Genomic DNA, 25,343 nt, shown 5'->3' on the forward strand with positions numbered 1-25,343 from the left:
ACCCTGATTGCCGCGCTACAGCCCGCGCCGCGCGCTGGCGGGTGAGCAGGTACTCGCCCGAGACCGAGACGTCGAAGTTCGGGTTGGCCTTGCGCAGGGCCAGCTCCGAGGTCCAGTCGTCCTCCGGGTCGACCGTGTAGATCAGCGCGAACAGCTCGGGGTCGTAGAGCGCGCCCTCCAGCACCTTCTGGGCCTCCTGCTGCAGGGCGAAGCAGGGGCCGGCGAGGTTGTCGCCGGCCGTGGTGATGATGACGAGCAGGGGCTGCTCGCGGGCGCCCATGCCGGTCTCCATCGTGTCGACCTGCTCGTCGGTGGGGTGCTCGTGGTACTCGTCGTGGATCGCGGCCGAGGGCGAGGCGCCGTCGCCCGGCGTGCCGATCATCGGCTCGAAGCGCGAGCCGTTGGCGAGGATGTGCAGGTTCTTGGCGCCGACATGGATGCCGAAGGCCTGCAGCAGGGCTGGCGTCTTCTGCGCCATCAGCTTGGCGGGGCGGAAGACCTCCCAGGCCTGCTTCTCCGAGGTGGCGCCGGAATAGACCTCGGCGCCGTACTCGCCGTCGGCGGCGAACAGGTAGAGGCCGATGCCGGCCGCCCAGGTCGACTTGGCGTTCTTGCGCGGGATCAGCAGGAAGGCCTTGCGGTAGCGGCGCAGGCCGTCGGCCTTGCGCAGCCAGCCGAACAGGGCGGCGGTCTTGAACAGCTGCCAGGGTTCGAGGCGCAGGCGCTCGGCCTTGCGCGCCCACTTGCCCTTGGTGTGGGGCAGGAGCTGCAGGAACTTGCAGACCTTGGCCGCCTTGCGCGCGTCGAAGCGGTAGGGGAAGGCCGGGTCGTCCTGGCGGGCGAGGTCGTCGAGATGGCGCTGGCAGGCGAGCCGGATCCAGCGGCCGGCCGGGATGCGCCCGGCGACGACGTCGCGCGCATAGGCGTGCGCCGCGTCCACGCACGGGTCCGCGGCCATGCTGTCCTCACAGGTCCTTGAACGGGTTCTCCTCGGCCGGGGTGGTCGCGGAGACGCGTTAGCGGGCGGCGGGCGAGAGGCCGAACTCGGCCAGCAGCGCCTGGGCGTGGCGCATGGCCTCGTTGCGCATGCCGACCTCGGGGCGGGCGCGGTGCATGACGGCGCCGGTGGAGCCGACGGTCTGATAGACGCGGCCGAGATCCTCGATCACCGCGGTGCAGGCTTCGATCTCCTCCAGCCGCGAGGCGAGCAGCGCCAGCATGGCGACGTCGTCGGGCGAAGCGATGCGCATCCGGTCGGTGATCGCGGCGAGATCGGCGAAGATCTCGGCCGCTCGGGCGCTCAGCCACTCCGGCGCCTCCGCCACGCCCTCGGCGGCGATCGGCGCGTCGGGGTTCATGCGGCAGGGCTGGGCGGTGCCGGCGAGCTGCTTGACCGCGTCCGGGGTGCGCTTACGCCCGGCCACCGAAATCCCCTCCAAATTGCACGCGCAAATCCCTGGTTAGAGCACCGGTCAGGGCGGGGATCGACTCGGACTTTCGACCCCGGGGGGCAATGACAGCTTGAAGCTGACCCCTGAGTAGAACCCTTCTGTGCTTCAATGCATGATACGGAAGATCCCTGCAGGTAGGCACGCTGCAGAGCTCGCTTCGGCGATTGCATACTATTTACAATTCGCGAAGGTGTAATAGCATTTGACGTTCGGCGGTACGCCGCATCATGTCTCAATCCACATATAGAATGAGTAAAGACATGGATAAATATCAATCAAATATCCCAGAAGGCAGGCGCGGCATCACTCGCAGAGGTTTTTTTCACTTGCCGAAAGGTTGGGACTCTTTTGAAACAACAAAATTGGGTGTAGAGATATTGAAGAGTGCCGCGTTTACTGTAGCCATTGCTTACGTCGGGCTGGCAATTAGCCGGAACAAACAGTCGGATGAAGCTCTCGTTAAGCGAAGGATCGAGAGCCTAGACGTAATTGCACCTGCAGCAAATAGAATAGTAAGCTTCGTCAATGTAGTTGGGAATTGGAAAGAACTTGACCCTCAGCAGATTATTCTGAGTAAGCGAGTTATTGATAAATAAATGTGGACATACATCGGCATATGGTCACAGAACGTTTGGGAACAATATCAACAATCCATGCGCAATCTCTTTCTGGAGTACGGAGGCGGCGCCGGAAAGCCGGCCAAAATCTACGGAGACATTGCGCACCTGCGCCTGGAAATGCCCGATCTCTTCAAGAATTCAGATTGGGAAAAGTGGTACACGACGCCACCAAAATGGTGGAGCGAAGATTTGGTGCGGGAGGGCTACATATCTTGGATGCACGCGATGCGGAAAGACATAAGCTCATCTGCACCCTAGTGCCGAGCTTAGTTTCGTTCAGCTGCTTCCAGCCCGCTCCTCGCGCTGGATCTCGCGGTCATGGCAGGGCTTGCAGACGCTCTCGTGGTTCTCCGGATCGATGAACAGCGCCCACTCGCCCCGATGCGGCCGGCGGTGGTTCACCACGGATGCCGGCACGACCTCGCCGCGGGCGAGCTGCGCCGCGCGAGCCACCGCCCAGACCCGCAGGCCGTACCAAGCCCTCCAGGGGCTCTCGCGGCGGCGCTGGGCGTCATGCGCCCGGTTGCGCGCGCGCCGCGCCTCCTCGGGCGGGCGCCAGCCAGGAGGCCGATGCTGTGAGGGCCGGGAGGGAATGGCTAAGCCACACCGCCGATAGGCCCGTGCGCGAGCGCGGCTCGCCGCGCTTGCAGCTGCAGCACCTCGGCGTCGATCGCCCGGCTACGCGCGCCCCAGAACGCGAAGTCGTCCACGTACTCCAGCCGAGCCCGCTCGACCGCCAGCGCCGCCAGCCGCGCCGCGATCGTCTCCACCTCATCCGGCAATGGGCACGCGCCAGCGGGCGCGGACGGCACGGCGCTCATCCGGTCGGATCCTTGCTGCGGCGGGAGGGCTTGGGCGCAGCGACGATCGGCGCGTGCTGCCCGGGCCTCTTCACGTAGGTCTCGGCCGAGCCGGAGAAGAACAGGTACTCGACCTCGCCCCGGTACTTCGGGTTGTTCACCACGTAGCTCACCTGCCCGGTGCGCCACGCCCGCCCGCGCGGGGAGGGGATGCGGTCCGCGTTCAGCCCGTTGGCGATCGCCTGCAGGATCCGCCCGGCCGCGCGCTCGGCGAAGATCCGCCGCACCACCGCGGCCTCGGCCTCGACGATGCGCAACCCGCCCTCGCGGTCCGGCGCGTAGCCGTAGGGCGGGCGCCCGCAGGCGATGCCGCCGCGCCCGGCCTTCATCATCCGCCCGCCCTTGGTGCGCTCGGTGATCAGGTCGCGCTCGGCCTCCGCCATGGCGGCCAGCACCGCGAACATCATCCGGCCGGCCGGGCTCACCGTGTCGATCGGCTCGGTCACCGAGCGCACCGAGACGCCGTGGGCGGTGCCGAGGTCGTTGGCGGTGGTGACCGCGTAGGCGATGTGCCGGGCGAGCCGGTCGAACTTGTGCACCAGCAGCACCGCGATGCCGCCGCCCTCGGCGATCGCCAGCACCTGGCGAAACCCCGCGCGCTCGGCCGGGCGGGTGGCGCCCGAGACGCCCGGATCGGCGATCAGCGCGACGAGGTCGTAGCCCTGGCTCTCGGCGAAGGCGCGGATGGCGCGCTCCTGGGCGGGCAGGCCGTAGCCGTGGGCGGCCTGCTCCTCGGTGGAGACGCGGACGTAGCCGACGGCCCGGGTGGCGATGGCGGCGCGGGCCTGGGTTCGGTCCTTGTTGCGCGCCCGCAGGCGGGCCACCCGGCGGGAGCCGGAAATCACGTTTAAGCTACTGTGTTTGTTGTTGTTTCAGCGCCAGGAGGTGCCGCTTTCCCGAATATTCAGGAAAATGCGGGAACGGCGCCGGTCAGCGCGCCGGACGAACCGGGTGGCGGGGCTCGACCGGGATGATCCGGCCCTCGGCGGTGACCACGCCGAAGCGGATGGCGCCGCGCGCGAGCGGCGCGACGGCGGCCATCGCGCCGGACAGATCCAGTTCCGCGGCGGCGCGCTCCAGGTCGGCGACGAGTTGATCCTTGTCGGCGACGAAGATCTCGGGATCGCGGGTGGGGGCGAGGCGGCGGAGCCGGGACGCGAAGGTCCGCAGCTGCGTCGCCTGGACGAGCGGGTCGATCACGGCCGGGTCTCGGGGGCTGAAACGCAGTGCGCCCGCGGCCAGTGGGGCCGCGGGCGCAGGAAGTCGAACTTGCAACGTCATACCCATCTACTGCCGCAGTGTCAACTAGTTTCCCATTGGCTAAAACACGCATGTATATTAAGTCAATATCACCCATTGTATTATGACTACAAAACTTATGCCGCTGTATACTGGCCATGTAGATTCTCAGATTTGTCATGATCTACTATTTTTGGATGAAATTGATAAATTTTTTCCGGCACCTCTGGATTGACACATGTCGATGCGATATGGGTTGTAGATATTTCAGCGAGGCAGATAGCATGAAAATCAAATGTATTCATGAACATCTTAGTATAAAGAAATTTGAAACAATTGACCTACCCGATCTAACTGTGCTCATAGGTGTAAATGGATCCGGGAAAAGCCATCTGTTGCAAGCAATAGAGAAGCAAGCAGTGATAACTGATCTGCTTGGTGACATAGATGCGCCGGTTAATCTTCCTGCCGGCTCGATCGTGCGGATCGAAAATGGAGGCGAGCATCCAGCAGGCTTGACGACGCCAGCTCGTGGCGCGCTGCTTGCTAACAATACGCAATCAACGATGCCTACTTACATGGCACAGGGTGCGTACGGACAAATCACTCCAGAAGCGTTCGAAACATATCGCCGGCGCGTGCTTGACCCATTTGAACAAGAAATTTTGGCTAAGTATGGCGAGATTGCGAATGACATCGTCCAATCTGGAGACGTATGGAAGCTTGATCCTGAAGCCTTTGCAAAATTGATTTCTGAACGCAGTGGCAAAGATGATGGGGACGCAATCGTATCATTATACGAGAAGGCAAATATCGCTATTGTGGATCAATCAGATCGTGCAAGCTCCAACGGCCACCTTCCAAGGCGTTGGAACCCTCAACCCCCATTCATGATTGCAGCAGCGATCCAAGATGTAGCTGAAGCGTTGGATAAAGCTCCGCTCAAAGTAGAATTCAAAGAATTATTGGAAAGAAAGAAATGGGGTGATTTCTCAATATTCAATCCAGAGATAAATAAAATATTCTGCATTTATCGCGAAACGCGCAACCGAAATTTAATCGCGCGCGACGATGCTGAGCAAGGTGGAAGCGCCCCTTATCTATCAGAATCAGAGTTCACTGAAACGTATGGCCGGCCGCCTTGGAGGCAAATCAGCGATCTAATGCCAAGTTTTGGCTTGCCCTATAAAGTTAGAGTTCCAGATTCGTTCCCGGAAAACGAAATTATCTTCGAACTTGAAGACATAAATAATGGATCTATAGTAAATTTCTCCGCCCTCTCGTCCGGAGAGCGGGTTATTATGCGTTTTGTTTTATCTTTGTTCAAATTCGATCCGTTAAGAGTCAATTTAAGTGTGCCCAAACTCCTACTTCTTGACGAAATGGATGCATCTTTGCATCCGGAAATGGTATACCGTTGGTTATCAGCGATACGCGAAGAGCTAGTGGATAAGCGCAATATAAAATGTATTCTTACTACACATTCACCAACTACTGTCGCACTGGCCCCCGAGGCAGCATTGTTCGAAATGGTGAAGGGCCAAGATGGGCCAAGCAAGATCACAAAGCAACAAGCGCTTAATCGATTAACCTATGGACTTCCTGCCCTGTCAGTAAATTTTGACGGCAGAAGGCAGGTTTTTACTGAAAGCGACACCGATGCTTATGCTTTTGAAAACATCCTATCAATTCTCAAAAGTGATCTAAATCTACCCCGAACTTTGACATTTATCTCCACGGGCATTCGAAAAGAAGCGGGAGAAATTAATACAGGATGCCAAGTTGTGAAATCGCTAGTTAATAAACTTGCAGAAAATGGTAATAAATCTGTTTTTGGCATTATTGACTGGGACCGCTCGAATAGAAGCGACGAGCGAGTTAAGGTTATAGGAGAGGAAACTCACTATTCTTTTGATAACATTATTCTAAACCCATTACTTATAGGATGCCTTATAATCAGAAATAGTGGATCTATTAGCGGCTTAGATATTGATATCAATGATCTACCCCACCTGAGTCAACTGCAGGCACAAAATATTGCTGACGCAATACAAAATAAAATCACCTTTCCGCAAGCGAGCGAAAGTGGCATGTCATTCGTTCAGTTTCATGGAGATTTAAAAATCCAGATAATGAATGCTTATTTAAAGACTAACGGCCACAAAATTGAAGAAGAATTACCGAAAACATTTCCACAACTTTGGTGTTTTAATCCTCGATCGCGGGGATCATTGGCCAAATATGTCATTGAAAGAGTGATAAAAGACTGGAAATATCTTACTCCAATGGAAATTATTACAGTATTCAAAACAATATCCGAGCATGAGTTCTCATAATTTGACCGGCTTATCTGATCGATTTCCGAGCGCCCGTCGCTTCCACGCCGGCTGCCACCGCCGCGACCCATCACGGTCCTCCGCCACCCGGTACGCCCGCGTCGGCGTCGTCAGGCAGCCCGCCTCGTCCACGCACTCGCCCGGCGCCGCCGGCGCCGCGGGCGTGCCCCGCAGCTGCCCTCGCTCCGGCCCGCGGAAGGTCTGCTCCTCCAGGAGGTCCACCGCCACCTGCTCCAGCAGCGTGCGGAAGTGCTCGGCCACGAACGCCACCGCCGCCCGGCTGTCCCCGCGCCCGAGCCCGCGCGAGATCTCGGCGAACTCCCGCCCTTCCGCCAGCACCTGGTGCAGGAAGCGCGCCCCGTAGCTCCCCACCGACTGTGCCAGCCGCGCCTTCAGCGCCTCCACCAGCCGCCCGTCGTCGATCGCCAGCACCATCGCCAGCTCGTGCGCCACGCTCTGGTCGACGCGGTCGCGGCCCTCCGGCGAGCCGGCCGCGCGCGGGCCGGACCGGCGCTCGAACACCTCCTGCAGCACCCGCCCGATCAGGTAGGCCGCGTCCGTGATCCGCTTGTGCGCGTATTCCCGCTCCAACAGGTCGGTGAGCCGGTTGATCGTCACCCGCACCCGCTCGCGCGGCAGAAACGGGTCGCGCTCCGGGTTGGGCCAGGGGTCCTCCACGCTGCCCACGGCCGTGCGCACGTTGGCGGAGGGCACCGGCCGGGCGGTCTGGCCGAGGTCGAGGGCCGGGCCGCCGTCGTAGCGCGTGCGCGCCGCCACCAGGGCCGTCTGGATGATCCGCCGGTACCGGCCGTTACCGCCCCGTGCCCCCGCCATCGCCCGCGCTCCTCAGCGGTTGTGTGGTGTGAGTGCTGCGTCGGGCGCGATCGCCGCCAGCAACAAGCCGCTCCGGTGTCGCAGGCCCGATCCGGCCCTCGGCCGCCAGCGCGGTGCCGTCCGGCGCGGCCTCCGCGAAGGTGAGCAGGGCGGCGATGGTGGCCAGCGCCTCGGCGACGCGGCGGCTGCCGGTGCGGGCGCTCCAGCCGGCCCGGCCGCGGCAGAGCTGGGTGAAGGATTCGCCGTGCGCCTCGCACCAGATCCAGGCCTTCAGGTACTGCCGCGTGCCGTGCTCGCGGATGTAGAGGTCTGGCCAGCGCAACGCGGCCTGCAGGGCCGGGTCCGGCGGCCGGCGGGTGGCGGCGCGCTCCGCCTCCCGCAGCCGGCGCTTCACCGCCTCCACCGTCCAGGCGCGGGGCGCGGCCATCTCACGCTCCGGCCCGGGGCTCCGGCGGGCGCCGACTCGCGAACCACCAGCCCTCCCGGCGCTCCACGTCGCTGCGCACCGGGGTGGGCATGGGCCGGCCCTGCCGCCGGTGGTGCTCGGCCCAGGCGCTCCAGTCCGGCGTGTCGGCCGCCACGAACACCCGCACGGGCCGGGGCGGCTCGGCGGGAGCGGGCGCCAGGCGGTGATTGCGGAAGAGCCCGGCCCGCAGCCAGTTCTGCAGGTACTTGGGCTTGAGGGCCGCCTCGCGCCGGCAATGGGCCGCGTAGGCGGCGGCGGCCGCGATCGCCTGGCGCTGCTCGGCCTCGGGCAGGGCGTCGAACAGGGCGCGGGCCGCCGCGAGGTTGGCCCAGGCCCGGCCGCCCTCCGGGTAGGCTGCCACGAGCTGATCGAACCGCCCGGTCGCGCCGGCCTCCGGCGCCGGATCGGGGGGAGGGGGCTCCGGTGGTGCCGTGGCCCCGTTCTCTCGAATCGGAACCGGCTCGATCCTCCCCCCGGCCACGGGGGGTTGGGGGGCCTCCCTTGTGACGGTTCCTCTGACGGATTCCTTTAGAGGGGTGACAGCAGTGTCACCCCCGGGGGTGTCACCCGTGTCACCCTCCTCCCCGTCAGGCTGGCACCCCTCGGGCGTAAGGAGGGGTGTCAGGCTGTCACCCCTCGCGGGCGCCGCGGCCGCGGCGCCGCCCGGTCTGTCACCCCTCGCCGGCACCGCGACGCCGGGCAGGTGCATTACGTAGCGGTTGGCCCGCTGCCGCCCGGTCTTGGGGCAGGCGCCCTTGAGGATGGTGATAAGGCCGAGCTGCTCCAGCTCGCGCAGCTTGCGCTGCACGGTGCGCACCGACTGCGAGGTGTCGTCGGCCAGCGCCTCGACGGTCGGCCACGCCAGCCCGGTGCGATGGTCCACGTAGTTGGCAAGCACCAGCGCGAGCAGCTTGGCGCCGGCATCGGGGATGTGCTGCCCGATGACGAAGGTGATGGCCTGGACGCTCATGAGCCGGCCCCGTCCGGCCCGGCCCCTTCGATCAGGCCGGCGCCGCGCAGCTCGGCCAGCAGCGCCTCGCCCTCCGCCTCGGAGAGGCCGAAGCGCCGGATCGCGGCGTCGCGGAGCGCGGCCGCGTCCATCCGGGGCTGGGAGAAGGAGAGCCAGGCGAACTGGCCGAGGGCGGCCGCGCTGGCCTGCTCGAAGGCGGCGACCTCGATGGGAACGTAGCGGGGCTGTCGGGCGCGGGTGAGACGCATGGGGCGGCCTCGTCGGGCAAGGGAATCCCGTGGCGCCGCGAGCAGGGGCTCTGGCTCGGGCGCGTGAAAGCCCGACGTCGGACGCGCCAGGGCGCGCGACGGTCGGGGACGGCGATCGGGGAGGGGATCCCAGGCCGAGCGGGAGCGTGCGCCGAATCGGCTGCGCGCCGCGGCGGAGCCTCGCGCGTGCGGCCGCCCCCCAGCGGAGCGGGGAGCGCGCGTCACATCCTGGGATCGGCGGCCGGCCCGGTCGGGCGGGCCGCGGATGGGTGGGCAGCCACGACGCCGGGCAGGAAGCACGAACATTCCCGTTCGATGCCTTGACAATCGAACAAAAATGTTCGATTGTCTCCCTGTCGCAGCCGGAGCGGGAGGATGACCAGGGACCAGTTGATCCGCAGCCTTCGGACCTACGCCAGGAAGCGCGCGCTTCCGTTCGACGAGGACCGCAAGAAAGGCAAAGGATCGCACTACAGGGTGCGGGTCGGTGGCAAGGTCACCACGATCCAGAGCGAACTCAATCCGAACCGGATCGCCCGCATCCTGAAACAACTTGGTGTGGATCCCGCCGACCTCTAGGCGGGATCTCTTCCACGGGACGGCACGACACGGCAACGACCACGTCGAAGGGATGGCACGGCAGCCATGTTCACATTCACCTACGGTGTCGCGATCCACGAGGAGGAGGGGGATTTCGTCGTCAGCGTGCGCGACCTCGACGAGGTCGTCACCGCCGGCAGTTCCCTGGCGGAGGCGCTTGAACTCGCCGCGGACGCGATCGAGGTCGCGGTGGCCGGCCGCATGGAGGATTCCATGGACCTGTCTCCGCCCACGCCCCTCAGGCCGGGTGAGCACGCGGTCGCTCTGCCGGCCCACCTGGCCGCCAAGGCGGCGGTCTACGCCGCCTGGAAGCGGTCGGGCCTGAACAAGTCCGAACTGGCGCAGAGGCTGGACCGGAACGAGGTCGAGGTGCGCCGCATCCTCAATCCGCGGCACGGGACCAAGATCGGCCAGCTCGAGGAAGCGGCGAAGGCCCTGGGCGGCAAGCTGGTGATCGCCTTCGAGCCCGGGTGAGGCGGCACCCCGCCTCCCGCCATCGCGGCCCTGCGCCGGGAGGTCTCCCGCCCGGCGGTCGTCCCGGTCGTGCGACGCGGTCATTCCGCCGCCTCCCGGCCCGCATCCGTGAACAGGTCGGTGAAGTCGGGCCGCGCCTGGCGCTGGAAGCCTTCGCCGTAGGGCGGGTAGCTGCAGGCGCGCACGAGGTCGTAGAAGCCCTCCGGCTTCTCGCTGTGCCCGCCCACCGGCCAGGCGTGGTGCGTGCGCACCGCCATCGCCCGCGGCCGCGTGCCGATCCCGCCGCGCACCGCGAACAGCACCTGCTCGGTGGTGTTGCGGAAGTACTGGCCCCGGCCGAGGTTCGGCTTGGTCCAGGTGTGCACCGTCTTGTACGAAAAACCCCACCCGGCCAGCAGCGGCAGCGCCACCGCCAGCGCGTTGTTGGTGGCCCAGAGGTAGAGGTGGCTTTCCGCGTCCGCCCAGGCCGGCACCGGCAGCGCAGCGATCGCTGCCACCGGCATGCGCGCGTAGTGCGGCCCGCACGAGTCCGAGAGCCCGTCGGTGTCCCAGGGCGGATCGAGCACCAGGGTGCGGAAGCGGCCGGCGACCGGGGCGAGCGCCCGGATGCGCGCCTCGTCCCGCAGGCGCCGCAGCTTGGTGTAGGGGCCGTCCACCGTGCCGGTGCGGTCCATCTCGGCCGCGAGGCTCCCGAAGGCGGCGGGATCGGCGGCGGCGGCCTCGAACACCTCGACGATCTTGGCGAGCGTGCGCCCGCGGATCCGGCCGTCGAGGCTGGCGATGTGGTCGCGCACCCGGCCCGCCGCCCCGGGCAATTGCCCGGCCCGCCCGCCCGCACGCCGGCGCTCGTCCGCGGCGGCGCGCTCCTCGGCCTCGTAGAAGCGGTAGAGGCGGTACAGGCGCGACGCGGCGCCCGGCGGCAACGGTCTGCTCACACGCGCAGCCCTCAGGCGGGTGGTCGGATTCGGAGTGGGATTCGCGCGGCGGGAGCGCCGCGCGCCGGTCATGGGAGCGGCAGTTCCAGCTGCGGCGACCGGGGCGCCGCCGCGGGTGCCGGCGTCGGCGGCACCGGTGGGACCGGGGGTGGCTGCGTCGGCCGGTGGTCGGCGCAGAAGCCGCGGCCGGATGCGGAGCGGGTGACGGCCGGCGCGCCGCAACAGCAGCGGCAGACGATCGGCAGCGTGAGTGGAGTGCGGGAGCGCCGCGCCATCAGCGCTCCCCGTCCGCTCGGCCGTGTCGCGGCCGGGCCGCATCGAGGCAGCGCCGCGACAGCCGCGCCAAGCCGTCGGCGAGGCAGGCCGGCACCCAGGCCGCCGCCTTGAGCGTCGCGCCGAGGAGCTGCAGGCCCGTGCGGGCGAGGCCGTCACGTGGCGGGGTGCTCACGGCGCGCCCTCCGGCGAGGTCAAGCCCGGCAGGCGCCAGCGGCGATGGTCGGCGAGCTGCGCCTTCACGGCGGCGAGCTTCGCCTCCAGGCGTCGCTGGTCCTGCTCGGTGGCCGCGATCTGCAGCCAGTCCGGCGGCGTGTGCAGGAGGGCGGCCAGAAATTCCGGGCCGTAGACGCAGATCATCAGCACCAGCATGCGGCCGTTCGGCAGCGCCTCGCGCGCGAGCCACTTGGCCACGGTGTCGACCGGCGCGCCAAGATCGGCGGCGACATGGGTCGCGGTCTTGGCCGGATAGCGCTCGCGCAGCCAGCGCACCATGCCGGCGGCGTCGATCTGGGTCTGCCACGCGGTCCAGCTTTCCGGCCGGTCGTGGCCTGCCTTTGCGGACGATTGTCCCATGCCCTGCTCCCACGCTGCGTCGGTGGGCGGGGCTGCGACGGAGGCGCCATGGGGTGACAGGAAGCCGAGCAGGGCCGAGATCTCGGGCAGCGATTCCACGATCCCGGCCGGGAGGGCGGCGGCGCGCGCGAGCGCGTCGTCGACGAAGCTTGAGGCCGCACCGGCCGCGGCCGCGGCGGTGTCGGCGAGAGGGTCGATGACATGCCGCTGCAGGGCGGAGCGGGCGCTCTGCATGGCGGCGATGCCGACGATGGCGGCGGTGAGATCAAGGGAGTCGAGGTCGCTCACGAGGTGCGCTCGCCAGAGGCCGACGCTTCGGTGAAGTCGTTGGCGGTGACCCGCCCCTCGGAGATCGTGATGATCGCCTGCATCTTCCGGCGTCGCGGCACACGCACGCCCGCGCGCCACTTTTCGACGGCAGAGGCGGAGCACGATTCGCCCGGAGGCAATCGTTCGGTCACGGCGCTCGCCACGGCCCGTGCGGTCATCCGCTCTTCGCGCATCCAGTCTGCGAGCTTCATGAGGCACCATCCCTCCAACACTCCACCCAAAATGGGTGGTACAGTCAGCGGCAACGCGCACAAATTGGGAGGGGACGGGCATCCGCCGGTGCAGCATGGTTCCCGACATGGGGAACAATCTGAAGACGCTCCGCGAACGCAAAGGTTGGACGGTAGAAGATGCCGCCAGTGCAATGGGCCTTTCCAAAAGCGGATATGAAAAGATCGAGAATGGATCCCGCCGTTTGACGTTGGAGCGCATAGCGCGAGCGGCTCAGATCTATCAGGTTCCCCAGTCTGATGTGATCAACGATAGAACCAATACTGGTGTTGTTGGCGAGGTCGTACGCGGTGGCAGGGTTCGCTTTTTTTCACCGGAAACACCGACACTTCTAGTTGCCCCAGCGCCATTTGATGCGACCATTGATACGGTCGCTCTTGTGGTCACGGATGGTGATGCGTTGCCGGGTGTCGCAGAGGAAAGATGGTTTGTATACCACGGCACTAGGCGGCATGGGTTGCCTGAAGACTGGATAGGTGACCTGTGTGTCGTCGGTCTACCAGACAACGTGGTCTTGGTTCGCCGCCCCTTCCACGGCCGGAGAGCCGGGACGTATGACCTGTTCACATTAGGGACCGAGCCTCTACTTGGTACAGAAATTATCTGGTCGGCTAAAATCGATTGGATCAAACCGAGGTAAGATGAAGCCCGAAGGAGCGGTGGAGCTTGTATCTTTCCTCGTCGGTATCATAGCCGCTACCTTTTGTGTCGTTTTGCCAGCATGCAGGCTGAACTTGTGAGCCCTCGGCCTTCTAGTCAGCACCATCCTCGTAAACGCGGCCCGCCAAATCTGTCCAGGCAGATCGTCACCGCCGTATTCTTCTTGAGCATGATATTATGCGCCTGCTTTGCCGAGCTGGTCCGCAGCCTCGCCAGCGCTCGCCTGGTGGCCGACCCGATGGCGGAGAAGATCCTTGCGCAGCTTGCGAACCGCAAGGCGGCTCAGGCTGGAGTCGAAGGCGAGCGGCGCGTCTCTCCGCTGGTGTCTCGCATTCGATTTGAGGGCAGATACCGACGCGTCAATCCTTTGGCCGCCTAGAGCACCCAATTTGGGTTTGACAATACGCCCAAAATGGGTGGATCATGCTCCATCTGCTGTTGGTTGTGAGCCGATGCCGATCATTTCCGCGATCCTGCTCGCGCTGCCGCTCTCTACGGTGAGCGCCGCTCCTCGCAGTACGAATACCGGCGCATGACGCTGCCCGGCCTTCCCGGCGGCGTCCTCGGCCTGTACCGCGACGTGCTGATCGGCCAGCCCGGCGAGGCCTTGCACCTCCAGATCGCGGTGCCGTGCTGGGAGTTCGACGCCCTCGTTCGGGCCTTCGGCAGCCTTGAGGCCCCTCGTGAGGCCGGCCCCGCCGCCCTCGTGCTGGCCGCCCGTCGGCCGCGGCACCCAGAGACCGACTCGGCCGTTGCCTTCGAGGCGGCCCTTGGCTTCCTAGAGCGGCTGGCCGCAACGGGCGACGCGCTTCCGCTGGAGCGCTGCGGCCTGACCTGCCGCCTCCAGGCGCTCGGCCAGCAGCTGGCAGGCACGGAGGGCTGCGGCACGTGACCTACGATCTCGTCAAGCAGCTGTATCCGGGCGCACCCGCCCAACTCGGCGCCCGCGTCCGCGAGCGCGCCAGCGGCCGGCTCGGCCGCATCATCCCGCCCGTGCCCGGCACCGGCGAGCAGGTCCGCGTGCGCTTCGACGACGAGATCCTGCCCCGCAACGTCCACCCGCCGGCGCTCGACTTCGTCGATGCCGAGGTGGTGCCCCTCCGGAGGCCCCATGATTCGTGACCCCGGCGCCCGGCGCGCGACCGAAGCGGTGCCCGCCTGATGCCCAAGCGCGTGACCGAAGCCGACCGGGCGGTCGGCGCCCGCCTCCACGCCCTGCGCAAGGCGCGTGGCCTGACGCAGAGCGCGCTGGCCGAGGTGCTCGGCGTGTCCTTCCAGCAGGTGCAGAAGTACGAGCGGGGAGCGAACCGCATCGGCGCCGGCCGGATCCGCACGCTGGCCGGCCTCCTCGAGGTGCCGGTCAGCGCCTTCTACGGCGAGGGCGAGGAGGGCGGCGGCGAGTTGCTGCCGCTGCTGCACATCCCGCACGCCGCGGAGCTGCTCCAGGCCTATGGCGCCATGCCGGCGGTGATGCGCACGGCGCTCCTCAACGTAGCCCGGGGCTTGGCACACCATCGGGCGGTGGAGGCCGAGGATGTGGCTGTAGCAACGGATCTCGCGCGGATTGACGCATGATGAGCCGTGCGGTCGAGGGCGACGAACGCAGGCAGGTGGACGCCGTGCGAAGGGCCGAGCGGGACGAGGGGCAGGCTCGCCTGATGACCATCGGCGAACTGGCAGCCTACTGCCGCATGTCACCGAGTGGCGTGCGCACGCTCGTCGCGCGCGGCCTCCTTCCCCAAGCCCTGCCGGGCAGCCGCCGGTGGGATCGGCGGGCGGTCGACGCGGCACTCGACCGGGCGAGCGGGCTCCCAGGCGTGACGGAGGAGAGCGCGTTCCAGCGCTGGAAGCGCGACCGTGATGAACGCCATGGCCGTCGGACATGACGCAATCGGCGGCCCGGCGCGGGCATGAGGACGATCCTCAAGGGGGTCCACCGGGTGGTCGGCCGCCTCGCCGATGGCTCGCGCAGGACCTACTACTACGCCTGGCGAGGCGGCCCCCGCATCACGGCTGAGCCAGGCAGTCCCGAGTTCCAGCTCGCCTATGCGGAGGCCGTGAAGAGCCGCAAGGCAGTCCCGGCCGGCACGATGTTCGCGCTCATCGCCGAGTTCCGGGCCTCGGCCGAATTCACGGGCAAGTCGGAGTCCAGCAAGCGCGCCTACCGGACCTACCTGCGGATGATCGAGGAGGAGTTCGGCGACATGCCCATCGAGGCCGTCGAGGATCCGGAGGCGCGGGGAGAGTTCAAACGGTGGCGCGACACCATGGCGACGACGCCTCGCAAGGCCGACTACGCCTGGACGGTCCTCGCGCGCGTGCTGTCCGTCGCCAAGGACCGTGGCCGGATCAGGACGAACGTCTGCGAGCGGGGAGGGCGGCTCTACCGGGCAGACCGCAGGGACGCGCTCTGGAGCGAGGATCACATTACCCGCTTCGGCGCCGTCGCCTCGGACGAGCTGTGGCTGGCCCTCGTTCTCGCGTTGTGGACCGGGCAGCGGCAAGGCGACCTGCTGACCGTGCCTTGGTCTGCCTACCTGAGCGGAGGCTTGCGCTTCGCGCAGGGCAAAACGGGCGCACGCGTGGTGGTGCCGATCGGGGAGACGCTGCGCGCGGCTCTGGAGGGCGCCCCGCGCCGATCACGCACCATCCTGACGAACCAGCGTGGCGAGCCCTGGACGTCGGACGGCTTCCGCACCTCCTGGCGCAAGGCCTGCGACAAGGCGCAGATCCACGACGTGACGTTTCACGACCTGCGCGGCTCGGCCGTCGTACACTTGGCGCTCGCCGGCTGCGCGGTGCCGGAGATCGCGGCCATCACTGGCCATTCGCTGAAGGACGCGGAGGCCATCCTGCACAGGCACTATCTCGGCCGGGACATCCGGCTGGCCGAAACGGCGATGCGGAAGCGGGAGGAGAGCGAGCGGAGTCGCGAAGCTGTAAAACGGCCCTGTAAAACCGCCGCGAGGGTCCGCGACGCCGAGGAGCCTAAGTGATTGATTTGTGTTTGGTGGTGCTGGCAGGCGGCTGCAAACCCGTCTGCCCCTACGAAACATGGAAATCACGGAAATCTGCCGAAACTAGGCGCCGAAATAGGCCATTCGCGGCGGAAAAACTTATATCCGACAATCAGTTGCCGGCGTAGGCGCGGTTGCAAAGAACAGCGACGAAGCAGCGAGTGATGCAGCCGGTAGCCCCGCCAGTGGGAGCACGCGTGATTGTGTGGCAGGCGGAGATCGCGGGGGAGGGGAGGGTTGCCGAGCTGGTAGAAGGTGTGGGTGCTGCGAGGCGATCGGCTCATCCAGCGCCCTGAAGCGCTGCACCCCGAGCCCGCGACGACGCAATGCAACCTTAAGATCGGCCGGATGACCGATCTCTAATGAACCTCCTGTGCAACGAGGGAACCCGCACGAAGTGGCATCGTGTCTCGTGCGAAACGCAGGAAGGAGTCGAGAGATGCCTTGATGTCCGCAGGATCGAGACCCTTCGCGATGAAGACGAGGTGAGAACGTCTATCTTCATCGGGCCAGCCAGCCATGTGTTCCGGCGGATGCATGATGTGCTGAACGCCATGGACGAGAACGGGCGCATCCTCCGCGCCGAGGTTCAGCATGCCTTTGAAGCGCAGGATGGCACGGCCGTGGCGGTTGAGGAGGAGCGACAGCCAGGTCACGAAAGTCGACCAGTCGAGGCGCTCATCGAGCGAGATCGAGAACGTGCGCACGGCATGGGGCGATGCGGCATCGGAACTCACGGCCGAGACGCGGGATGTCCCCTGCTCTTGCAGGAGGGAAGAGGGATCGAGCTCGGGCGCGCGCGCGTCGCGTACTGGCGCCAATGCGTTGATGGTTCGGATCCGCTCCACTAAGCTCACGACCACGGCCGGTGATGCGAGGTCCGTCTTGGTGACCAGCACGAGATCCGCGACTGCGACCTGCTTGGCGAACTCGGCGTGATCGTCCGAGGATGCCAACCCGTTCACGGCGTCGACCGTCGTAATCACCCCCGCCACCCGGAAATACTCCTTCAGCACGGGGTGTGTCTGAATCGTGTTGATAATCGGTGCGGGATCGGACAGCCCCGAGGTCTCGAGAACCAAGCGCCCGAAGCGCGGCATCTCGCCCGCCAGCGCGCGGCGCAGCAGGTCCAGCAGGGCACGCGACAGTTCCGGGCGGACAGAGCAGCAGAGGCAACCGTTTGCCACGACCGCGCTCGCCTCCGCGACATGCGCGACGATGCGATGATCGAGTCCAGCCTGTCCGAACTCGTTGATCAGCACGCCCGTGCGCATCCCGTCGTCCGCGCGCAGAATGCGTCCGAGAAGAGTCGTCTTTCCACTGCCGAGAAAACCCGTGAGGACGAAGAGCGGCATCGGCTCAGGGAGGCCTACCATTGGGGCGCCCTCCCGTCGAAGCGCACACCCAGCGGATCGAAGGCCTGACCGGACAGAGCCTCCGCTTCGCGCCAGAACTCCGCAAGGCTCGCCGCGACCCGCGTGCGACCGGCTCTGTCCGTCAGCAGGAAGGCATCACCGTCCCAATCCTCGCAGACGAGGCCGGCAGGCTCGACCAAGCGGTTCATCAGCGCGATCCTCTCTCGCCGATGCCGGCGATGGCGCTGAATGTCCCGTGCCGGAAATAGGTTGCGCGAAAGCTTGGCGGCATCGGTCCAATGGTCGCCGATGCCGAACACGGCGCAGACGTCACACATCGTTCGGGTCTCCGGTCAGGCTGCAGAGGCGAGAAAGCGGCCGATCGGGCCGTCGACCAGACTGGAAGACAGGTATTCGAGCACACGCTTTCGAGCGAGGCCGGAATGAGACCCTGCGATGCGCTCGGCGCGCTCAGGGTCGCGTGCTGCGATGGCCTCCAGCATCTCGCGATGCTCCCGGACGATCGCCTCGATGTGCGCCTCGTAGGCATCGGCCGAGCCGTAGCATTCGTAGGCCATGGCGAGCCGCGCGATGCGCAGATTCTCGCTCAGCAGGCCGATATACGTTCGCGCGATGTTGCGATTGCCGCAGGATTCACCGATCGCCTCGTGGAACGCGAAGTTGGTGTCGATCATGGCACTCGGGTCTCGGCCGCGCCAAGCCGCTTCGAAGGCGTCTGCGTGCCGCCGGATGCGCGTGAGATCCTCGTCCGAACGACGGGTTGCCGCCCAGGCGGTTGCCACGCGCTGCAGCAGATCGAAGGCTTCCAAGTGCTCCTGTGTGTAGGCGAGGTCGAGTGGCGCGACGCGCGCCCCCCGGTTCGGCATTAGGACCACCAGCCCGTCGCTCGCGAGCTTGACGAAGGCTTCCCGCAACGGAGTTCGCGAGATGCCGAGTTCGCTGACAAGCTGCAGCTCGTCCAGTTCGGAACCGGGCGCGCGTTGAAGCGACACGATTTGCCGCTTCAAAGTGTCGTACGCGAACTCGCGGCCGCTTCCCTTCGTCGGACGGCCTCTGCCCGAACCATCGGCGCGCCGCCGCTTCGCTGAGGTCATCAGGGTTGTCTCCCGGTCGTACGACTCCGAGGGCACATCATAGGCACGTGCTGCGTGAAAATACAGCTTGTATTCATGTCGCATGACATGCAGCATGCACACATAGAGACAGGGAGTGGGCAAGGTGATGGCTGGAGCGTGGACCCGTCGGATCGTTCTCGGTTGCCTTGCAGCGATTATCGCGGCGCCGCCGCTCGCCGCACAAGAAACGCTCAAGATCGGTGCCGCCATCAGCTTGAGTGGAAACTTCTCCCGCGAGGGCGGTCTGCTGAGGGACGGATACGAGCTCTGGCGCGAGCGCTTGAACGCTGGTGGCGGCCTCAAAGCCGGCGGAAAAACCTACAAGGTTCAGATCGTCTACTACGACGACGAGTCCAAGGCGCAGACGAGCGCGCAGCTCACCGAGAAGCTGGTCAGCGACGACGGCGCGTCGTTCGTCTTCGGACCTTATTCGTCCGGCATCGCCACGGCCACGGCCGTCATCAGCGAGCGCTACAGGGCACTGACGCTCGCTCCCATGGCGACCGCGAACAGCCTCTACGCCCGAGGCTACAAGTACATCTTCACCCCGTCGCCGCTCGCAGATCAAGGCTTGGTGCCGATCCTCGAACTCGCCAAGGGGCTCACACCTGCCCCCAAGACCGTTGCGATCGTCGGCCCCGACGATCTGTTTCCCAACATCACGAGTGACGGAGCCCGCAAACGCGCCGAATCGCTCGGCTTCACGGTTGCCTATACCGGCAAGTACCCGAAGGGGGCCAACGATCTCTCGGCCGTCGCCACTCAAATCAAGTCGGTAACGCCGGATATCATCCTGGCGACTGGTTACGTCCAGGATTCGATCCTGCTCATCAAATCGCTCCGCGAACTGCAGGTCTCGCCGAAGCTCATCGGCCTAGCGACGGCCGTCGGCGTGCAGGATTTCCGCACCGCCCTTGGTCCTGCCGCTGAAGGGGTGATGGGCGTCGATTACTGGGTTCCGACGCTGACGTGGAAGGATCCGCTGTTCGATGACAGCGCCGGATTCGCGAAGGCATTCGAGGCCAAATACGCGAAGCCGCCGACCTTCCACGCGGCCAGCGGCGCGGCGGCCGGCGTGGTGCTTCAACTCGCGATCGAGAAGGCAGGGACGGTCGACCCGACGGCGGTGCGCAACACGCTGCTGTCCATGCAGGGGGAGACGTTCTACGGACCGTTCAAGTTCGACGCCAACGGTGTGAATACCCTGGCCGGGCTCAACGTGTCGCAGATCATCGGCGGCCAGCCGAAGGTGATCTTTCCCGTCGCCGTCAAGCAGGCAGATCCGATATATCCCCGCACCGGTCAATAAGAACCTGCCCGAACTCGTATTCGGTTCAGACCCATGTTCGCGCAGACCTTTGTCAATGGGCTCCTTCTCGGCGGCGTCTACGGCGTCGCCACCATCGGCTTCTCGATGGTTTGGGGAGTGATGGGCATCATCAATCTTGCCCACGGCGCCTACATCATGATGGGCGCATACTTCTCCTATATGCTGGCGTCGCGGCTCGGGATCGATCCATTCGTGTCGATGCCGCTCGTCATGGCTGCGCTGTTCTGCGTCGGCTTCACGGTCCAGCATCTGCTTCTCAATCCGGTGATGCGCACGAGCGTGCTGCTCACCCTCGCGATGACGTTCGGCCTCGAGCTCTTCCTCGTTGATCTGTTCGTTGCCCTGTTCACCTCCGACATCCGCTCGGTGAACACGAGCTACTCTTCTCAGGCCCTAGCAGTCGGTCCAGTTCTGATATCCTACGTCCGGCTCGCGGCAGCCTTGCTGTCGCTCACGTTGGCGGCATTTCTTTACCTCGTCCTGACGCGAACGCGCCTCGGGCAGGCAATCCTGGCAACCGCGCTCGACAGAGAAGCGGCGCGCCTGATGGGGATTTTCCCGGAGCGCATCTACAACTACACGGCCGGAATCGGCGCCGCCCTGGCGGGGGCCGCCGGCTCGCTTGCCAGCACGCTGTTTCCGATCTCGCCGGGACTGGGAAACTCCTTTATCGGCGCAGTATTCGTGATTACTGTCCTTGGTGGAATCGGATCCGTTACGGGGGCGGTTGCCGCCGGCTTCGTGTATGCTCTCATTCAATCTTTTGCCGCGAGCTACCTTGGGGTCAACTACCAAGAGATAGTCGCATTCGGGCTGTTCCTGGCTATCCTGATCGTTCGGCCACAGGGCCTCTTCGGCAAACGCTTCTTCGGGGAGGTCTGAGATGAGCGGAAAGCGTCAACTCATCCTGGCGACCGTGCTGCTCATTGCAGCCCTCGCGGCTCCGGCGTTCGTCGGCAACTACTGGCTGCGCGTGCTCACGACCGTCTTCATGTTCGGGGTCGTGGCCCAAGGGCTGAACGTGATCGTCGGCTTCGCGGGCTATCACGCATTCGGCAACTCGGTCTTCTTCGGCATCGGCGCGTACGCAACGGGCATCGGCATGACCCTTGGCCTTCCGGTGTGGGTGGCCATCCCGGTTGCGGTCGCCGCCGCTGCCTTGATCGCGGCCGTCCTTGGCTGGCCATTTCTGCGCCTGCGCGGTCACTACTTCGCCATCGCGACGGTTGCGCTGAACGCAGCAGCAACTGAGGTGATCATCAACATCGGCGGCGTCACGGGTGGCGCGCAGGGTTTGCCGCTGCCATTCTCGTCGCTCCCACCCACTCTTCTTTACCGCATCATTTATTTCGCGATGCTGGCCACGCTCGTCCTGGCGACCGCCATCGTGTTCTGGTTGTCGCGCAGCCGGCTCGGTTACGCGCTGCGGGCACTGCGTGACAGCGAGAGCGGTGCCGAGGTCATGGGCGTCGATACTGTCAAGGCCAAGATCCTTGCCTGGACGATCAGCGCGGCGATGACAGGTTCGGCGGGCGGCCTCTGGGCCTACTGGCTCACCTTCATCGAGGTGGGGACCGCCTTCGACATCTCCATCTCGGTGCGAGGCTACATCATGATGCTGCTCGGCGGCATGGGCACGGTGATCGGGCCAGTGATCGGCGCAGCATTGTTCCAGCTCGTCGGTGATGCGATCTGGAGCCACTTCTCAGGCATTCACAATCTTCTTCTTGGTGCACTCGTCATGGCCGTGGTGCTTCTGGTGCCACAAGGCGTGCTGGACAGCCTGTCACGGCTGAGGCCGCCTGCCCGGCGACCGCGCCGCGCGGCGGAGGCCTGACATGTCCGCCCTCCTCAGCGTCGATCACGTCGGTGTGCGCTTCGGCGGCGTCCAGGCGATCAAGGATGTGAGCTTCGACGTCGCGTCCGGTGAGATCCTCGGACTCATCGGGCCGAACGGCGCGGGCAAGACTACCCTCCTCAATGTCATCTCAAGCCTAGTCAAGCCATCGGGCGGCCGTGTGATGTTCGACGGCGAGACCATAACGGGCCGTAAGGCGCATACGATCGCCCGGCGCGGCGTCGCCCGCACATTCCAGATCGTGCAGCCATTCCGGAATCTCACCGTCGCGCAGAACGTCGCGGTCGGCGCCATGTTCTGCGATGCAGGCCGTTCGGCTACCGCCGTGGCGGAGGCCTGCACGGAAGCGATGGAGCAGGTTGGGATCGCCGGAAAACGGGACTTCCTACCAAGCCAGCTGACGCTGTCCGAGCGCAAGCGCCTTGAGGTCGCCCGGGCGCTCGCGACGCGCCCCCGCCTCCTCCTGCTCGATGAGGTGATGGCGGGACTCAATCATGCCGAGATCGAGCGCATCATCGACCTGATCCGCGCAATCAACCGAAACGGGCTCACGATCATCGTCGTGGAGCACGTCATGAAGGCGATCACTGCGGTGTGTCACAGAGCGGTCGTTCTCCAGTTCGGCGAGAAGATCGCGGATGGAACACCGGACAGGGTTCTCTCCGATCCCAAGGTTGTGAGCGCCTATCTGGGTGATCGGTACGCCCGCCGGCAGGTTGCGCAGGGAGCCGTCGCATGAGCCTCCTGCGCGTCGAAAAGCTTGATCTGCGCTACGGTGACAGTCAGGTCCTCTGGGCAATCGATCTCGCGGTCGAAGAAGGCCGGATCTCGGCACTCGTCGGAGCCAATGGCGCCGGCAAGACGACCTTGATGCGCGCGATCGCAGGTCTGGTGCGGCCAAGCGCCGGGCGCATCAGCTTCGGCGGGGAGGATCTGGCACGGGTCCCAGCCGAGACGCGGGTCCGGCGCGGGATCGCGCTCGTACCAGAAGGACGGCGCTTGTTCGCCGGCCTGTCGGTTCGCGAGAACCTCATGCTCGGCGCCCACGTCCGCACTGATCGCAGCGCCGTGGCGGATGATCTCAGCAAAATCTTCGCATTGTTTCCTGAGCTTGAGAAGCTATCGGGTCAGATCGCCGGAACGATGTCCGGAGGTCAGCAACAGATGTGTGCGGTGGGCCGTGCGCTGATGGCCCGCCCACGGCTTCTCCTCATTGACGAGATGTCGCTCGGCCTTGCTCCCGTAGTCGTCGATCGCATCGCGATGGCGCTGAAGAGCGTCAACGCCGAGGATGGGATCACGATGCTGCTTGTCGAGCAGGACGTTGAGCTCGCTCTCGAGATCGCGTCCCACGCCACTGTGATGGACACGGGGCGTGTGGTCCTCGATGGCCCGTCGACGGCCCTGATCGACGACCCCAAAATCCGCGAAGCCTATATGGGCCTCGCGGCCTGACCCCGACTGCTTCAAGGCCTGTCATGAAGCCCTTTGATCTCTTCGTCACCAACGGCACCATCGTGACCGCACATGGGGAATACCGTGGATCTATCGCCGTTGCAGAAGGACGCGTCGCCGCCATCGTAGCGCCGGGTGTCGACCTGCCGGCCATGAGGACGATCGACGCAACTGGGCGTCACATTCTGCCTGGCCTCTGGCACGTGCACTGCCATTTTCGGGAGCCCGGCCATACCTACAAGGAGGATTTCGAGAGCGGGAGCCGCGCCGCTGCTGCAGGAGGTATCGCCTTCTGCATCGATATGACGAACAATACACCGCATCCGACGACGCTCGAAACCTTCGAAATGAAGAAAGAGGCGATCGCCCCGAAAGCGCATGTTGATTATGCTATCTATGGTGGTGGGCTTTATCCAAAGACATGTCTGGATCTCGGAAAAGCTGGTGCGATTGGGATCAAGATATTCAACACACGGCACGTGAAGGAGGTTTATCCCTACATCACGGAGCTCGGCGTCGTAGATCACGGCATCTTGTACGAACTCTACGAGGCCATCGCCGAGACCGGACTCGTCGGCTCCGTTCACCATGACGATACGGAATGGTGCAAGCGTCTGACGTTCAGGGACTATATCAATCCCGGAAAGGTCGAGAATAAATACTACATGGAGTGCTACGAGCGGGGATACATGTACGGTCACGGCATGGTTGCCGGACTGGCTAGTTCTCTCTACTACGCTCGTCTCACGAAGCTTCGATTGCACGTCTTGCACCTTGGCGTCATGCCTGTGGGTGCATATGAGATGCTGCGGCATGCCAAGTTCGATCTGAAGCAAGATGTCTCGGCCGAGCTCGAAGCCGCCTCCCTGTTCATGTCACAGGAACAAGCCGAGCGAGTGGGGCCTTTCGCGTATCTCTGGGCCCACAGCGCCGAGGCAGGCTGGAACAGCCTGCGCGATGGCGTTGCCGACATGCTCGTCGGCGAGCACGCTCCTCACTCTGTCGAGGATGTCGAACCCGGGTGGGAGGACAACTTCTCCGTTCCGCTCGGCATCACGGGCGCCCAGGAGTTCGTGCCTCTGATGCTGAACGCGGTCAACGAGGGCCGCATGACCTTGCAGGACGTCGCACGCTTCTGTGCCCTGCAGCCGGCCCAGCGCTTCGGGCTCTATCCACGCAAGGGCGCGCTGGAACTTGGGGCCGACGCGGACATCACCATCGTTGATCTCAAGCGCGAGACTGTCTTTCGCAAAGAGGACATGCATAGCCGTGCCGGTCACACGTCCTGGGAGGGGATGAAGGTCCGAGGTATGCCGGTTTTCACGATTGTGCGGGGGCAAGTGGTAATGGACGAAGGCCGCATTGTCGGTGAGCCCGGCCTCGGACGTTTCACTCCGGGCATCCTCGCACGAGATGATGGGCCGGCGCCGAATGTTGAGCGACTCCATCAAGCTGAGGTCGTGGCGCAGGCTGCCTCGCAGCAGGCTGCTGGCGGTCCAGCCCTAGAGTAGCGGATACAGCCGGATTCTTGCACCATTCAGCCAACGGCGGAACCGGACGTCGGGCTGCCGACCAGGAGCACGTGCCAGCGGCTGTGACGGGAGTGCTGGCCGGTGTTCTTGCCTGGTGTGCGAGGTGGAGCTGGTTCCACTCCACCCACGCGTCATACGTTTGCCTTCCAATCCCCAATGGCACTGAATGACCCTAAGCGGCCCCTTGAGGAGCGCGTCAGGAATGTCCGGTTGTGAGCGTTTTCCGGACATATGATTTCCTGACCCGTCTCCCTGACATCCGCGGCTACGCGGGGCTCTAGCGTAAAGCACGTCAGCGAGGGCGACCTCCCAAGTTGTCAGGATTGGGTCGTTTCGCTTACATACCCGTTCGCACTTGCGCCCCGCACCGTCTCTCGTCGCGGAACCGTCTTCCAGATGAACACGACGCGTATTGGCCGCCGTTTTTACCCGCCGAGCTTCGACAGCACGAAGGCCGCCAAAAAGCCTGCCACCGTGATCAGCCCCGAGTAGTCATGCGCGACCTCGAAGGCTTCCGGGATCATAGTGTCGGCGATTGATCCGCCCCCCTGTGAGTG

At 64.9% G+C, this 25,343-nt stretch carries 33 protein-coding genes and 1 pseudogene; 17 read left to right on the top strand and 17 right to left on the bottom strand.

What is annotated here, in order from left to right; translation table 11 throughout:
* Positions 1–958: terminase large subunit (locus MFF61_RS27975; RefSeq protein ID WP_238240967.1), on the bottom strand; the 958-nt coding region annotated here is incomplete at its 3' end.
* A gap of 58 nt (positions 959–1,016) precedes the next feature.
* Positions 1,017–1,424 carry a P27 family phage terminase small subunit gene (locus MFF61_RS27980; RefSeq protein WP_238240968.1) on the bottom strand — a complete coding sequence of 136 codons (408 nt, stop codon included), beginning with the start codon at positions 1,422–1,424 and terminating at the stop codon, positions 1,017–1,019.
* A 287-nt stretch (positions 1,425–1,711) separates the two neighbouring features.
* Between MFF61_RS27980 and MFF61_RS27985 the strand changes: the two genes are divergently transcribed.
* Positions 1,712–2,047, top strand: coding sequence for a hypothetical protein (locus MFF61_RS27985; RefSeq protein WP_238240969.1), 336 nt, complete (start codon positions 1,712–1,714; stop codon positions 2,045–2,047).
* On the top strand, positions 2,048–2,329 hold the full coding sequence (locus MFF61_RS27990) for a hypothetical protein (RefSeq protein ID WP_238240970.1): 282 nt from the start codon (positions 2,048–2,050) through the stop codon (positions 2,327–2,329).
* Between the two features lie 18 nt (positions 2,330–2,347).
* On the opposite strand, the gene MFF61_RS27995 is transcribed toward MFF61_RS27990, so the two are convergent.
* The 4 genes from MFF61_RS27995 to MFF61_RS28010 all read right to left on the bottom strand — a co-directional run bounded on the left by MFF61_RS27995 (position 2,348) and on the right by MFF61_RS28010 (position 4,131).
* Positions 2,348–2,524, bottom strand: coding sequence for a hypothetical protein (locus MFF61_RS27995; RefSeq protein ID WP_238240971.1), 177 nt, complete (start codon positions 2,522–2,524; stop codon positions 2,348–2,350).
* A 143-nt stretch (positions 2,525–2,667) separates the two neighbouring features.
* Complete coding sequence (locus MFF61_RS28000) at positions 2,668–2,892, bottom strand: hypothetical protein (RefSeq protein ID WP_238240972.1); 225 nt, start codon at positions 2,890–2,892, stop codon at positions 2,668–2,670.
* A complete protein-coding gene (locus MFF61_RS28005; RefSeq protein WP_238240973.1) occupies positions 2,889–3,776 on the bottom strand; it encodes a recombinase family protein in 888 nt (295 codons plus the stop codon). The genes MFF61_RS28000 and MFF61_RS28005 overlap by 4 nt, the downstream gene beginning before the upstream one ends.
* A gap of 85 nt (positions 3,777–3,861) precedes the next feature.
* A complete protein-coding gene (locus MFF61_RS28010; RefSeq protein WP_238240974.1) occupies positions 3,862–4,131 on the bottom strand; it encodes a hypothetical protein in 270 nt (89 codons plus the stop codon).
* Positions 4,132–4,454: 323 nt separating this feature from the next.
* On the opposite strand from MFF61_RS28010, the gene MFF61_RS28015 reads away from it, so the two are divergent.
* A complete protein-coding gene (locus MFF61_RS28015; RefSeq protein WP_238240975.1) occupies positions 4,455–6,506 on the top strand; it encodes an AAA family ATPase in 2,052 nt (683 codons plus the stop codon).
* Here the strand turns inward: MFF61_RS28015 and MFF61_RS28020 are convergent.
* From MFF61_RS28020 to MFF61_RS28035, 4 genes are read right to left on the bottom strand one after another with little or no spacing between them, the layout of a single operon-like run.
* A complete protein-coding gene (locus tag MFF61_RS28020) occupies positions 6,501–7,340 on the bottom strand; it encodes a hypothetical protein (RefSeq protein WP_238240976.1) in 840 nt (279 codons plus the stop codon). The two genes, MFF61_RS28015 and MFF61_RS28020, sit on opposite strands and share 6 nt — an antisense overlap.
* A complete protein-coding gene (locus tag MFF61_RS28025) occupies positions 7,318–7,767 on the bottom strand; it encodes a hypothetical protein (protein WP_238240977.1) in 450 nt (149 codons plus the stop codon). Before MFF61_RS28025 ends, MFF61_RS28020 begins: the two co-directional genes overlap by 23 nt.
* Before the next feature lies 1 nt (position 7,768).
* Entirely contained in the window at positions 7,769–8,776 is a 1,008-nt protein-coding gene (locus MFF61_RS28030) for a helix-turn-helix domain-containing protein (RefSeq protein ID WP_238240978.1), read from the bottom strand.
* Positions 8,773–9,024 carry a hypothetical protein gene (locus MFF61_RS28035; RefSeq protein WP_238240979.1) on the bottom strand — a complete coding sequence of 84 codons (252 nt, stop codon included), beginning with the start codon at positions 9,022–9,024 and terminating at the stop codon, positions 8,773–8,775. The genes MFF61_RS28030 and MFF61_RS28035 overlap by 4 nt, the downstream gene beginning before the upstream one ends.
* 375 nt (positions 9,025–9,399) lie before the next feature.
* On the opposite strand from MFF61_RS28035, the gene MFF61_RS28040 reads away from it, so the two are divergent.
* Both MFF61_RS28040 and MFF61_RS28045 read left to right on the top strand, forming a co-directional pair.
* Positions 9,400–9,603: a hypothetical protein gene (locus MFF61_RS28040; protein ID WP_238240980.1), complete on the top strand. Its 204-nt coding sequence runs from the start codon at positions 9,400–9,402 to the stop codon at positions 9,601–9,603.
* Between the two features lie 66 nt (positions 9,604–9,669).
* Positions 9,670–10,098, top strand: coding sequence for a type II toxin-antitoxin system HicB family antitoxin (locus MFF61_RS28045; protein ID WP_238240981.1), 429 nt, complete (start codon positions 9,670–9,672; stop codon positions 10,096–10,098).
* Positions 10,099–10,178: 80 nt separating this feature from the next.
* On the opposite strand, the gene MFF61_RS28050 is transcribed toward MFF61_RS28045, so the two are convergent.
* The 4 genes from MFF61_RS28050 to MFF61_RS28065 all read right to left on the bottom strand — a co-directional run bounded on the left by MFF61_RS28050 (position 10,179) and on the right by MFF61_RS28065 (position 12,403).
* The gene (locus MFF61_RS28050) at positions 10,179–11,033 is read right to left on the bottom strand and encodes an MT-A70 family methyltransferase (RefSeq protein WP_238240982.1); all 855 of its coding nucleotides are present in this window, start codon (positions 11,031–11,033) and stop codon (positions 10,179–10,181) included.
* Positions 11,034–11,307: 274 nt separating this feature from the next.
* A complete protein-coding gene (locus tag MFF61_RS28055) occupies positions 11,308–11,481 on the bottom strand; it encodes a hypothetical protein (protein ID WP_238240983.1) in 174 nt (57 codons plus the stop codon).
* A complete protein-coding gene (locus tag MFF61_RS28060; protein ID WP_238240984.1) occupies positions 11,478–12,170 on the bottom strand; it encodes a hypothetical protein in 693 nt (230 codons plus the stop codon). The genes MFF61_RS28055 and MFF61_RS28060 overlap by 4 nt, the downstream gene beginning before the upstream one ends.
* Positions 12,167–12,403, bottom strand: coding sequence for a hypothetical protein (locus MFF61_RS28065; protein WP_238240985.1), 237 nt, complete (start codon positions 12,401–12,403; stop codon positions 12,167–12,169). The genes MFF61_RS28060 and MFF61_RS28065 overlap by 4 nt, the downstream gene beginning before the upstream one ends.
* A gap of 107 nt (positions 12,404–12,510) precedes the next feature.
* Between MFF61_RS28065 and MFF61_RS28070 the strand changes: the two genes are divergently transcribed.
* From MFF61_RS28070 to MFF61_RS28095, 6 genes are all read left to right on the top strand, one after another.
* Entirely contained in the window at positions 12,511–13,083 is a 573-nt protein-coding gene (locus tag MFF61_RS28070) for a helix-turn-helix domain-containing protein (protein WP_238240986.1), read from the top strand.
* A gap of 552 nt (positions 13,084–13,635) precedes the next feature.
* The gene (locus MFF61_RS28075; RefSeq protein WP_238240987.1) at positions 13,636–13,995 is read left to right on the top strand and encodes a hypothetical protein; all 360 of its coding nucleotides are present in this window, start codon (positions 13,636–13,638) and stop codon (positions 13,993–13,995) included.
* Positions 13,992–14,225: a hypothetical protein gene (locus MFF61_RS28080; protein ID WP_238240988.1), complete on the top strand. Its 234-nt coding sequence runs from the start codon at positions 13,992–13,994 to the stop codon at positions 14,223–14,225. The genes MFF61_RS28075 and MFF61_RS28080 overlap by 4 nt, the downstream gene beginning before the upstream one ends.
* Positions 14,226–14,264: 39 nt before the next feature.
* The gene (locus MFF61_RS28085; RefSeq protein ID WP_373324809.1) at positions 14,265–14,678 is read left to right on the top strand and encodes a helix-turn-helix domain-containing protein; all 414 of its coding nucleotides are present in this window, start codon (positions 14,265–14,267) and stop codon (positions 14,676–14,678) included.
* Positions 14,675–14,989, top strand: a complete 315-nt coding sequence (locus MFF61_RS28090) for a helix-turn-helix transcriptional regulator (RefSeq protein ID WP_238240989.1) — start codon at positions 14,675–14,677, stop codon at positions 14,987–14,989. Before MFF61_RS28085 ends, MFF61_RS28090 begins: the two co-directional genes overlap by 4 nt.
* Positions 14,990–15,043: 54 nt before the next feature.
* Positions 15,044–16,099: a tyrosine-type recombinase/integrase gene (locus MFF61_RS28095; protein ID WP_238240990.1), complete on the top strand. Its 1,056-nt coding sequence runs from the start codon at positions 15,044–15,046 to the stop codon at positions 16,097–16,099.
* Positions 16,100–16,479: 380 nt separating this feature from the next.
* On the opposite strand, the gene MFF61_RS28100 is transcribed toward MFF61_RS28095, so the two are convergent.
* The 3 genes from MFF61_RS28100 to MFF61_RS28110 are packed head-to-tail and all read right to left on the bottom strand — an operon-like array spanning position 16,480 to position 18,590.
* Entirely contained in the window at positions 16,480–17,475 is a 996-nt protein-coding gene (locus tag MFF61_RS28100) for a CobW family GTP-binding protein (protein WP_238240991.1), read from the bottom strand.
* Between the two features lie 14 nt (positions 17,476–17,489).
* Entirely contained in the window at positions 17,490–17,795 is a 306-nt protein-coding gene (locus MFF61_RS28105; protein ID WP_238240992.1) for a hypothetical protein, read from the bottom strand.
* Positions 17,796–17,828: 33 nt separating this feature from the next.
* A complete protein-coding gene (locus tag MFF61_RS28110) occupies positions 17,829–18,590 on the bottom strand; it encodes a GntR family transcriptional regulator (protein ID WP_238240993.1) in 762 nt (253 codons plus the stop codon).
* A 115-nt stretch (positions 18,591–18,705) separates the two neighbouring features.
* On the opposite strand from MFF61_RS28110, the gene MFF61_RS28115 reads away from it, so the two are divergent.
* The 6 genes and pseudogenes from MFF61_RS28115 to MFF61_RS28140 all read left to right on the top strand — a co-directional run bounded on the left by MFF61_RS28115 (position 18,706) and on the right by MFF61_RS28140 (position 24,765).
* Complete coding sequence (locus MFF61_RS28115; protein WP_238240994.1) at positions 18,706–19,920, top strand: amino acid ABC transporter substrate-binding protein; 1,215 nt, start codon at positions 18,706–18,708, stop codon at positions 19,918–19,920.
* 33 nt (positions 19,921–19,953) lie between these two features.
* Positions 19,954–20,823 (top strand): branched-chain amino acid ABC transporter permease, encoded by an 870-nt coding sequence (locus MFF61_RS28120; protein ID WP_238240995.1) that lies wholly within the window; start codon positions 19,954–19,956, stop codon positions 20,821–20,823.
* Between the two features lies 1 nt (position 20,824).
* The gene (locus tag MFF61_RS28125) at positions 20,825–21,778 is read left to right on the top strand and encodes a branched-chain amino acid ABC transporter permease (RefSeq protein ID WP_238240996.1); all 954 of its coding nucleotides are present in this window, start codon (positions 20,825–20,827) and stop codon (positions 21,776–21,778) included.
* A gap of 1 nt (position 21,779) precedes the next feature.
* Positions 21,780–22,538 (top strand): ABC transporter ATP-binding protein, encoded by a 759-nt coding sequence (locus MFF61_RS28130; protein ID WP_238240997.1) that lies wholly within the window; start codon positions 21,780–21,782, stop codon positions 22,536–22,538.
* A gap of 80 nt (positions 22,539–22,618) precedes the next feature.
* Positions 22,619–23,254 (top strand): annotated as a pseudogene (locus MFF61_RS28135) (ABC transporter ATP-binding protein); the annotation flags it as partial.
* A gap of 23 nt (positions 23,255–23,277) precedes the next feature.
* Positions 23,278–24,765 (top strand): dihydroorotase, encoded by a 1,488-nt coding sequence (locus MFF61_RS28140; protein ID WP_238240999.1) that lies wholly within the window; start codon positions 23,278–23,280, stop codon positions 24,763–24,765.
* The last annotated feature ends 578 nt before the right edge of the window (positions 24,766–25,343 follow it).

This window comes from Methylobacterium isbiliense, assembly GCF_022179325.1.
Taxonomy (GTDB): domain Bacteria; phylum Pseudomonadota; class Alphaproteobacteria; order Rhizobiales; family Beijerinckiaceae; genus Methylobacterium; species Methylobacterium isbiliense.

Excerpts from the sequence above, each read along its gene's own strand:
- MFF61_RS27985 (WP_238240969.1), top strand. The coding sequence starts at position 1,712 with ATGGATAAATATCAATCAAATATCCCAGAAGGCAGGCGCGGCATCACT.
- MFF61_RS27990 (WP_238240970.1), top strand. The coding sequence starts at position 2,048 with ATGTGGACATACATCGGCATATGGTCACAGAACGTTTGGGAACAATAT.
- MFF61_RS28000 (WP_238240972.1), bottom strand. The coding sequence starts at position 2,892 with ATGAGCGCCGTGCCGTCCGCGCCCGCTGGCGCGTGCCCATTGCCGGAT.
- MFF61_RS28015 (WP_238240975.1), top strand. The coding sequence starts at position 4,455 with ATGAAAATCAAATGTATTCATGAACATCTTAGTATAAAGAAATTTGAA.
- MFF61_RS28020 (WP_238240976.1), bottom strand. The coding sequence starts at position 7,340 with ATGGCGGGGGCACGGGGCGGTAACGGCCGGTACCGGCGGATCATCCAG.
- MFF61_RS28025 (WP_238240977.1), bottom strand. The coding sequence starts at position 7,767 with ATGGCCGCGCCCCGCGCCTGGACGGTGGAGGCGGTGAAGCGCCGGCTG.
- MFF61_RS28030 (WP_238240978.1), bottom strand. The coding sequence starts at position 8,776 with ATGAGCGTCCAGGCCATCACCTTCGTCATCGGGCAGCACATCCCCGAT.
- MFF61_RS28035 (WP_238240979.1), bottom strand. The coding sequence starts at position 9,024 with ATGCGTCTCACCCGCGCCCGACAGCCCCGCTACGTTCCCATCGAGGTC.
- MFF61_RS28040 (WP_238240980.1), top strand. The coding sequence starts at position 9,400 with ATGACCAGGGACCAGTTGATCCGCAGCCTTCGGACCTACGCCAGGAAG.
- MFF61_RS28045 (WP_238240981.1), top strand. The coding sequence starts at position 9,670 with ATGTTCACATTCACCTACGGTGTCGCGATCCACGAGGAGGAGGGGGAT.
- MFF61_RS28065 (WP_238240985.1), bottom strand. The coding sequence starts at position 12,403 with ATGAAGCTCGCAGACTGGATGCGCGAAGAGCGGATGACCGCACGGGCC.
- MFF61_RS28070 (WP_238240986.1), top strand. The coding sequence starts at position 12,511 with ATGGGGAACAATCTGAAGACGCTCCGCGAACGCAAAGGTTGGACGGTA.
- MFF61_RS28075 (WP_238240987.1), top strand. The coding sequence starts at position 13,636 with ATGACGCTGCCCGGCCTTCCCGGCGGCGTCCTCGGCCTGTACCGCGAC.
- MFF61_RS28085 (WP_373324809.1), top strand. The coding sequence starts at position 14,265 with ATGCCCAAGCGCGTGACCGAAGCCGACCGGGCGGTCGGCGCCCGCCTC.
- MFF61_RS28090 (WP_238240989.1), top strand. The coding sequence starts at position 14,675 with ATGATGAGCCGTGCGGTCGAGGGCGACGAACGCAGGCAGGTGGACGCC.
- MFF61_RS28100 (WP_238240991.1), bottom strand. The coding sequence starts at position 17,475 with ATGCCGCTCTTCGTCCTCACGGGTTTTCTCGGCAGTGGAAAGACGACT.
- MFF61_RS28110 (WP_238240993.1), bottom strand. The coding sequence starts at position 18,590 with ATGACCTCAGCGAAGCGGCGGCGCGCCGATGGTTCGGGCAGAGGCCGT.
- MFF61_RS28120 (WP_238240995.1), top strand. The coding sequence starts at position 19,954 with ATGTTCGCGCAGACCTTTGTCAATGGGCTCCTTCTCGGCGGCGTCTAC.
- MFF61_RS28125 (WP_238240996.1), top strand. The coding sequence starts at position 20,825 with ATGAGCGGAAAGCGTCAACTCATCCTGGCGACCGTGCTGCTCATTGCA.
- MFF61_RS28130 (WP_238240997.1), top strand. The coding sequence starts at position 21,780 with ATGTCCGCCCTCCTCAGCGTCGATCACGTCGGTGTGCGCTTCGGCGGC.
- MFF61_RS28140 (WP_238240999.1), top strand. The coding sequence starts at position 23,278 with ATGAAGCCCTTTGATCTCTTCGTCACCAACGGCACCATCGTGACCGCA.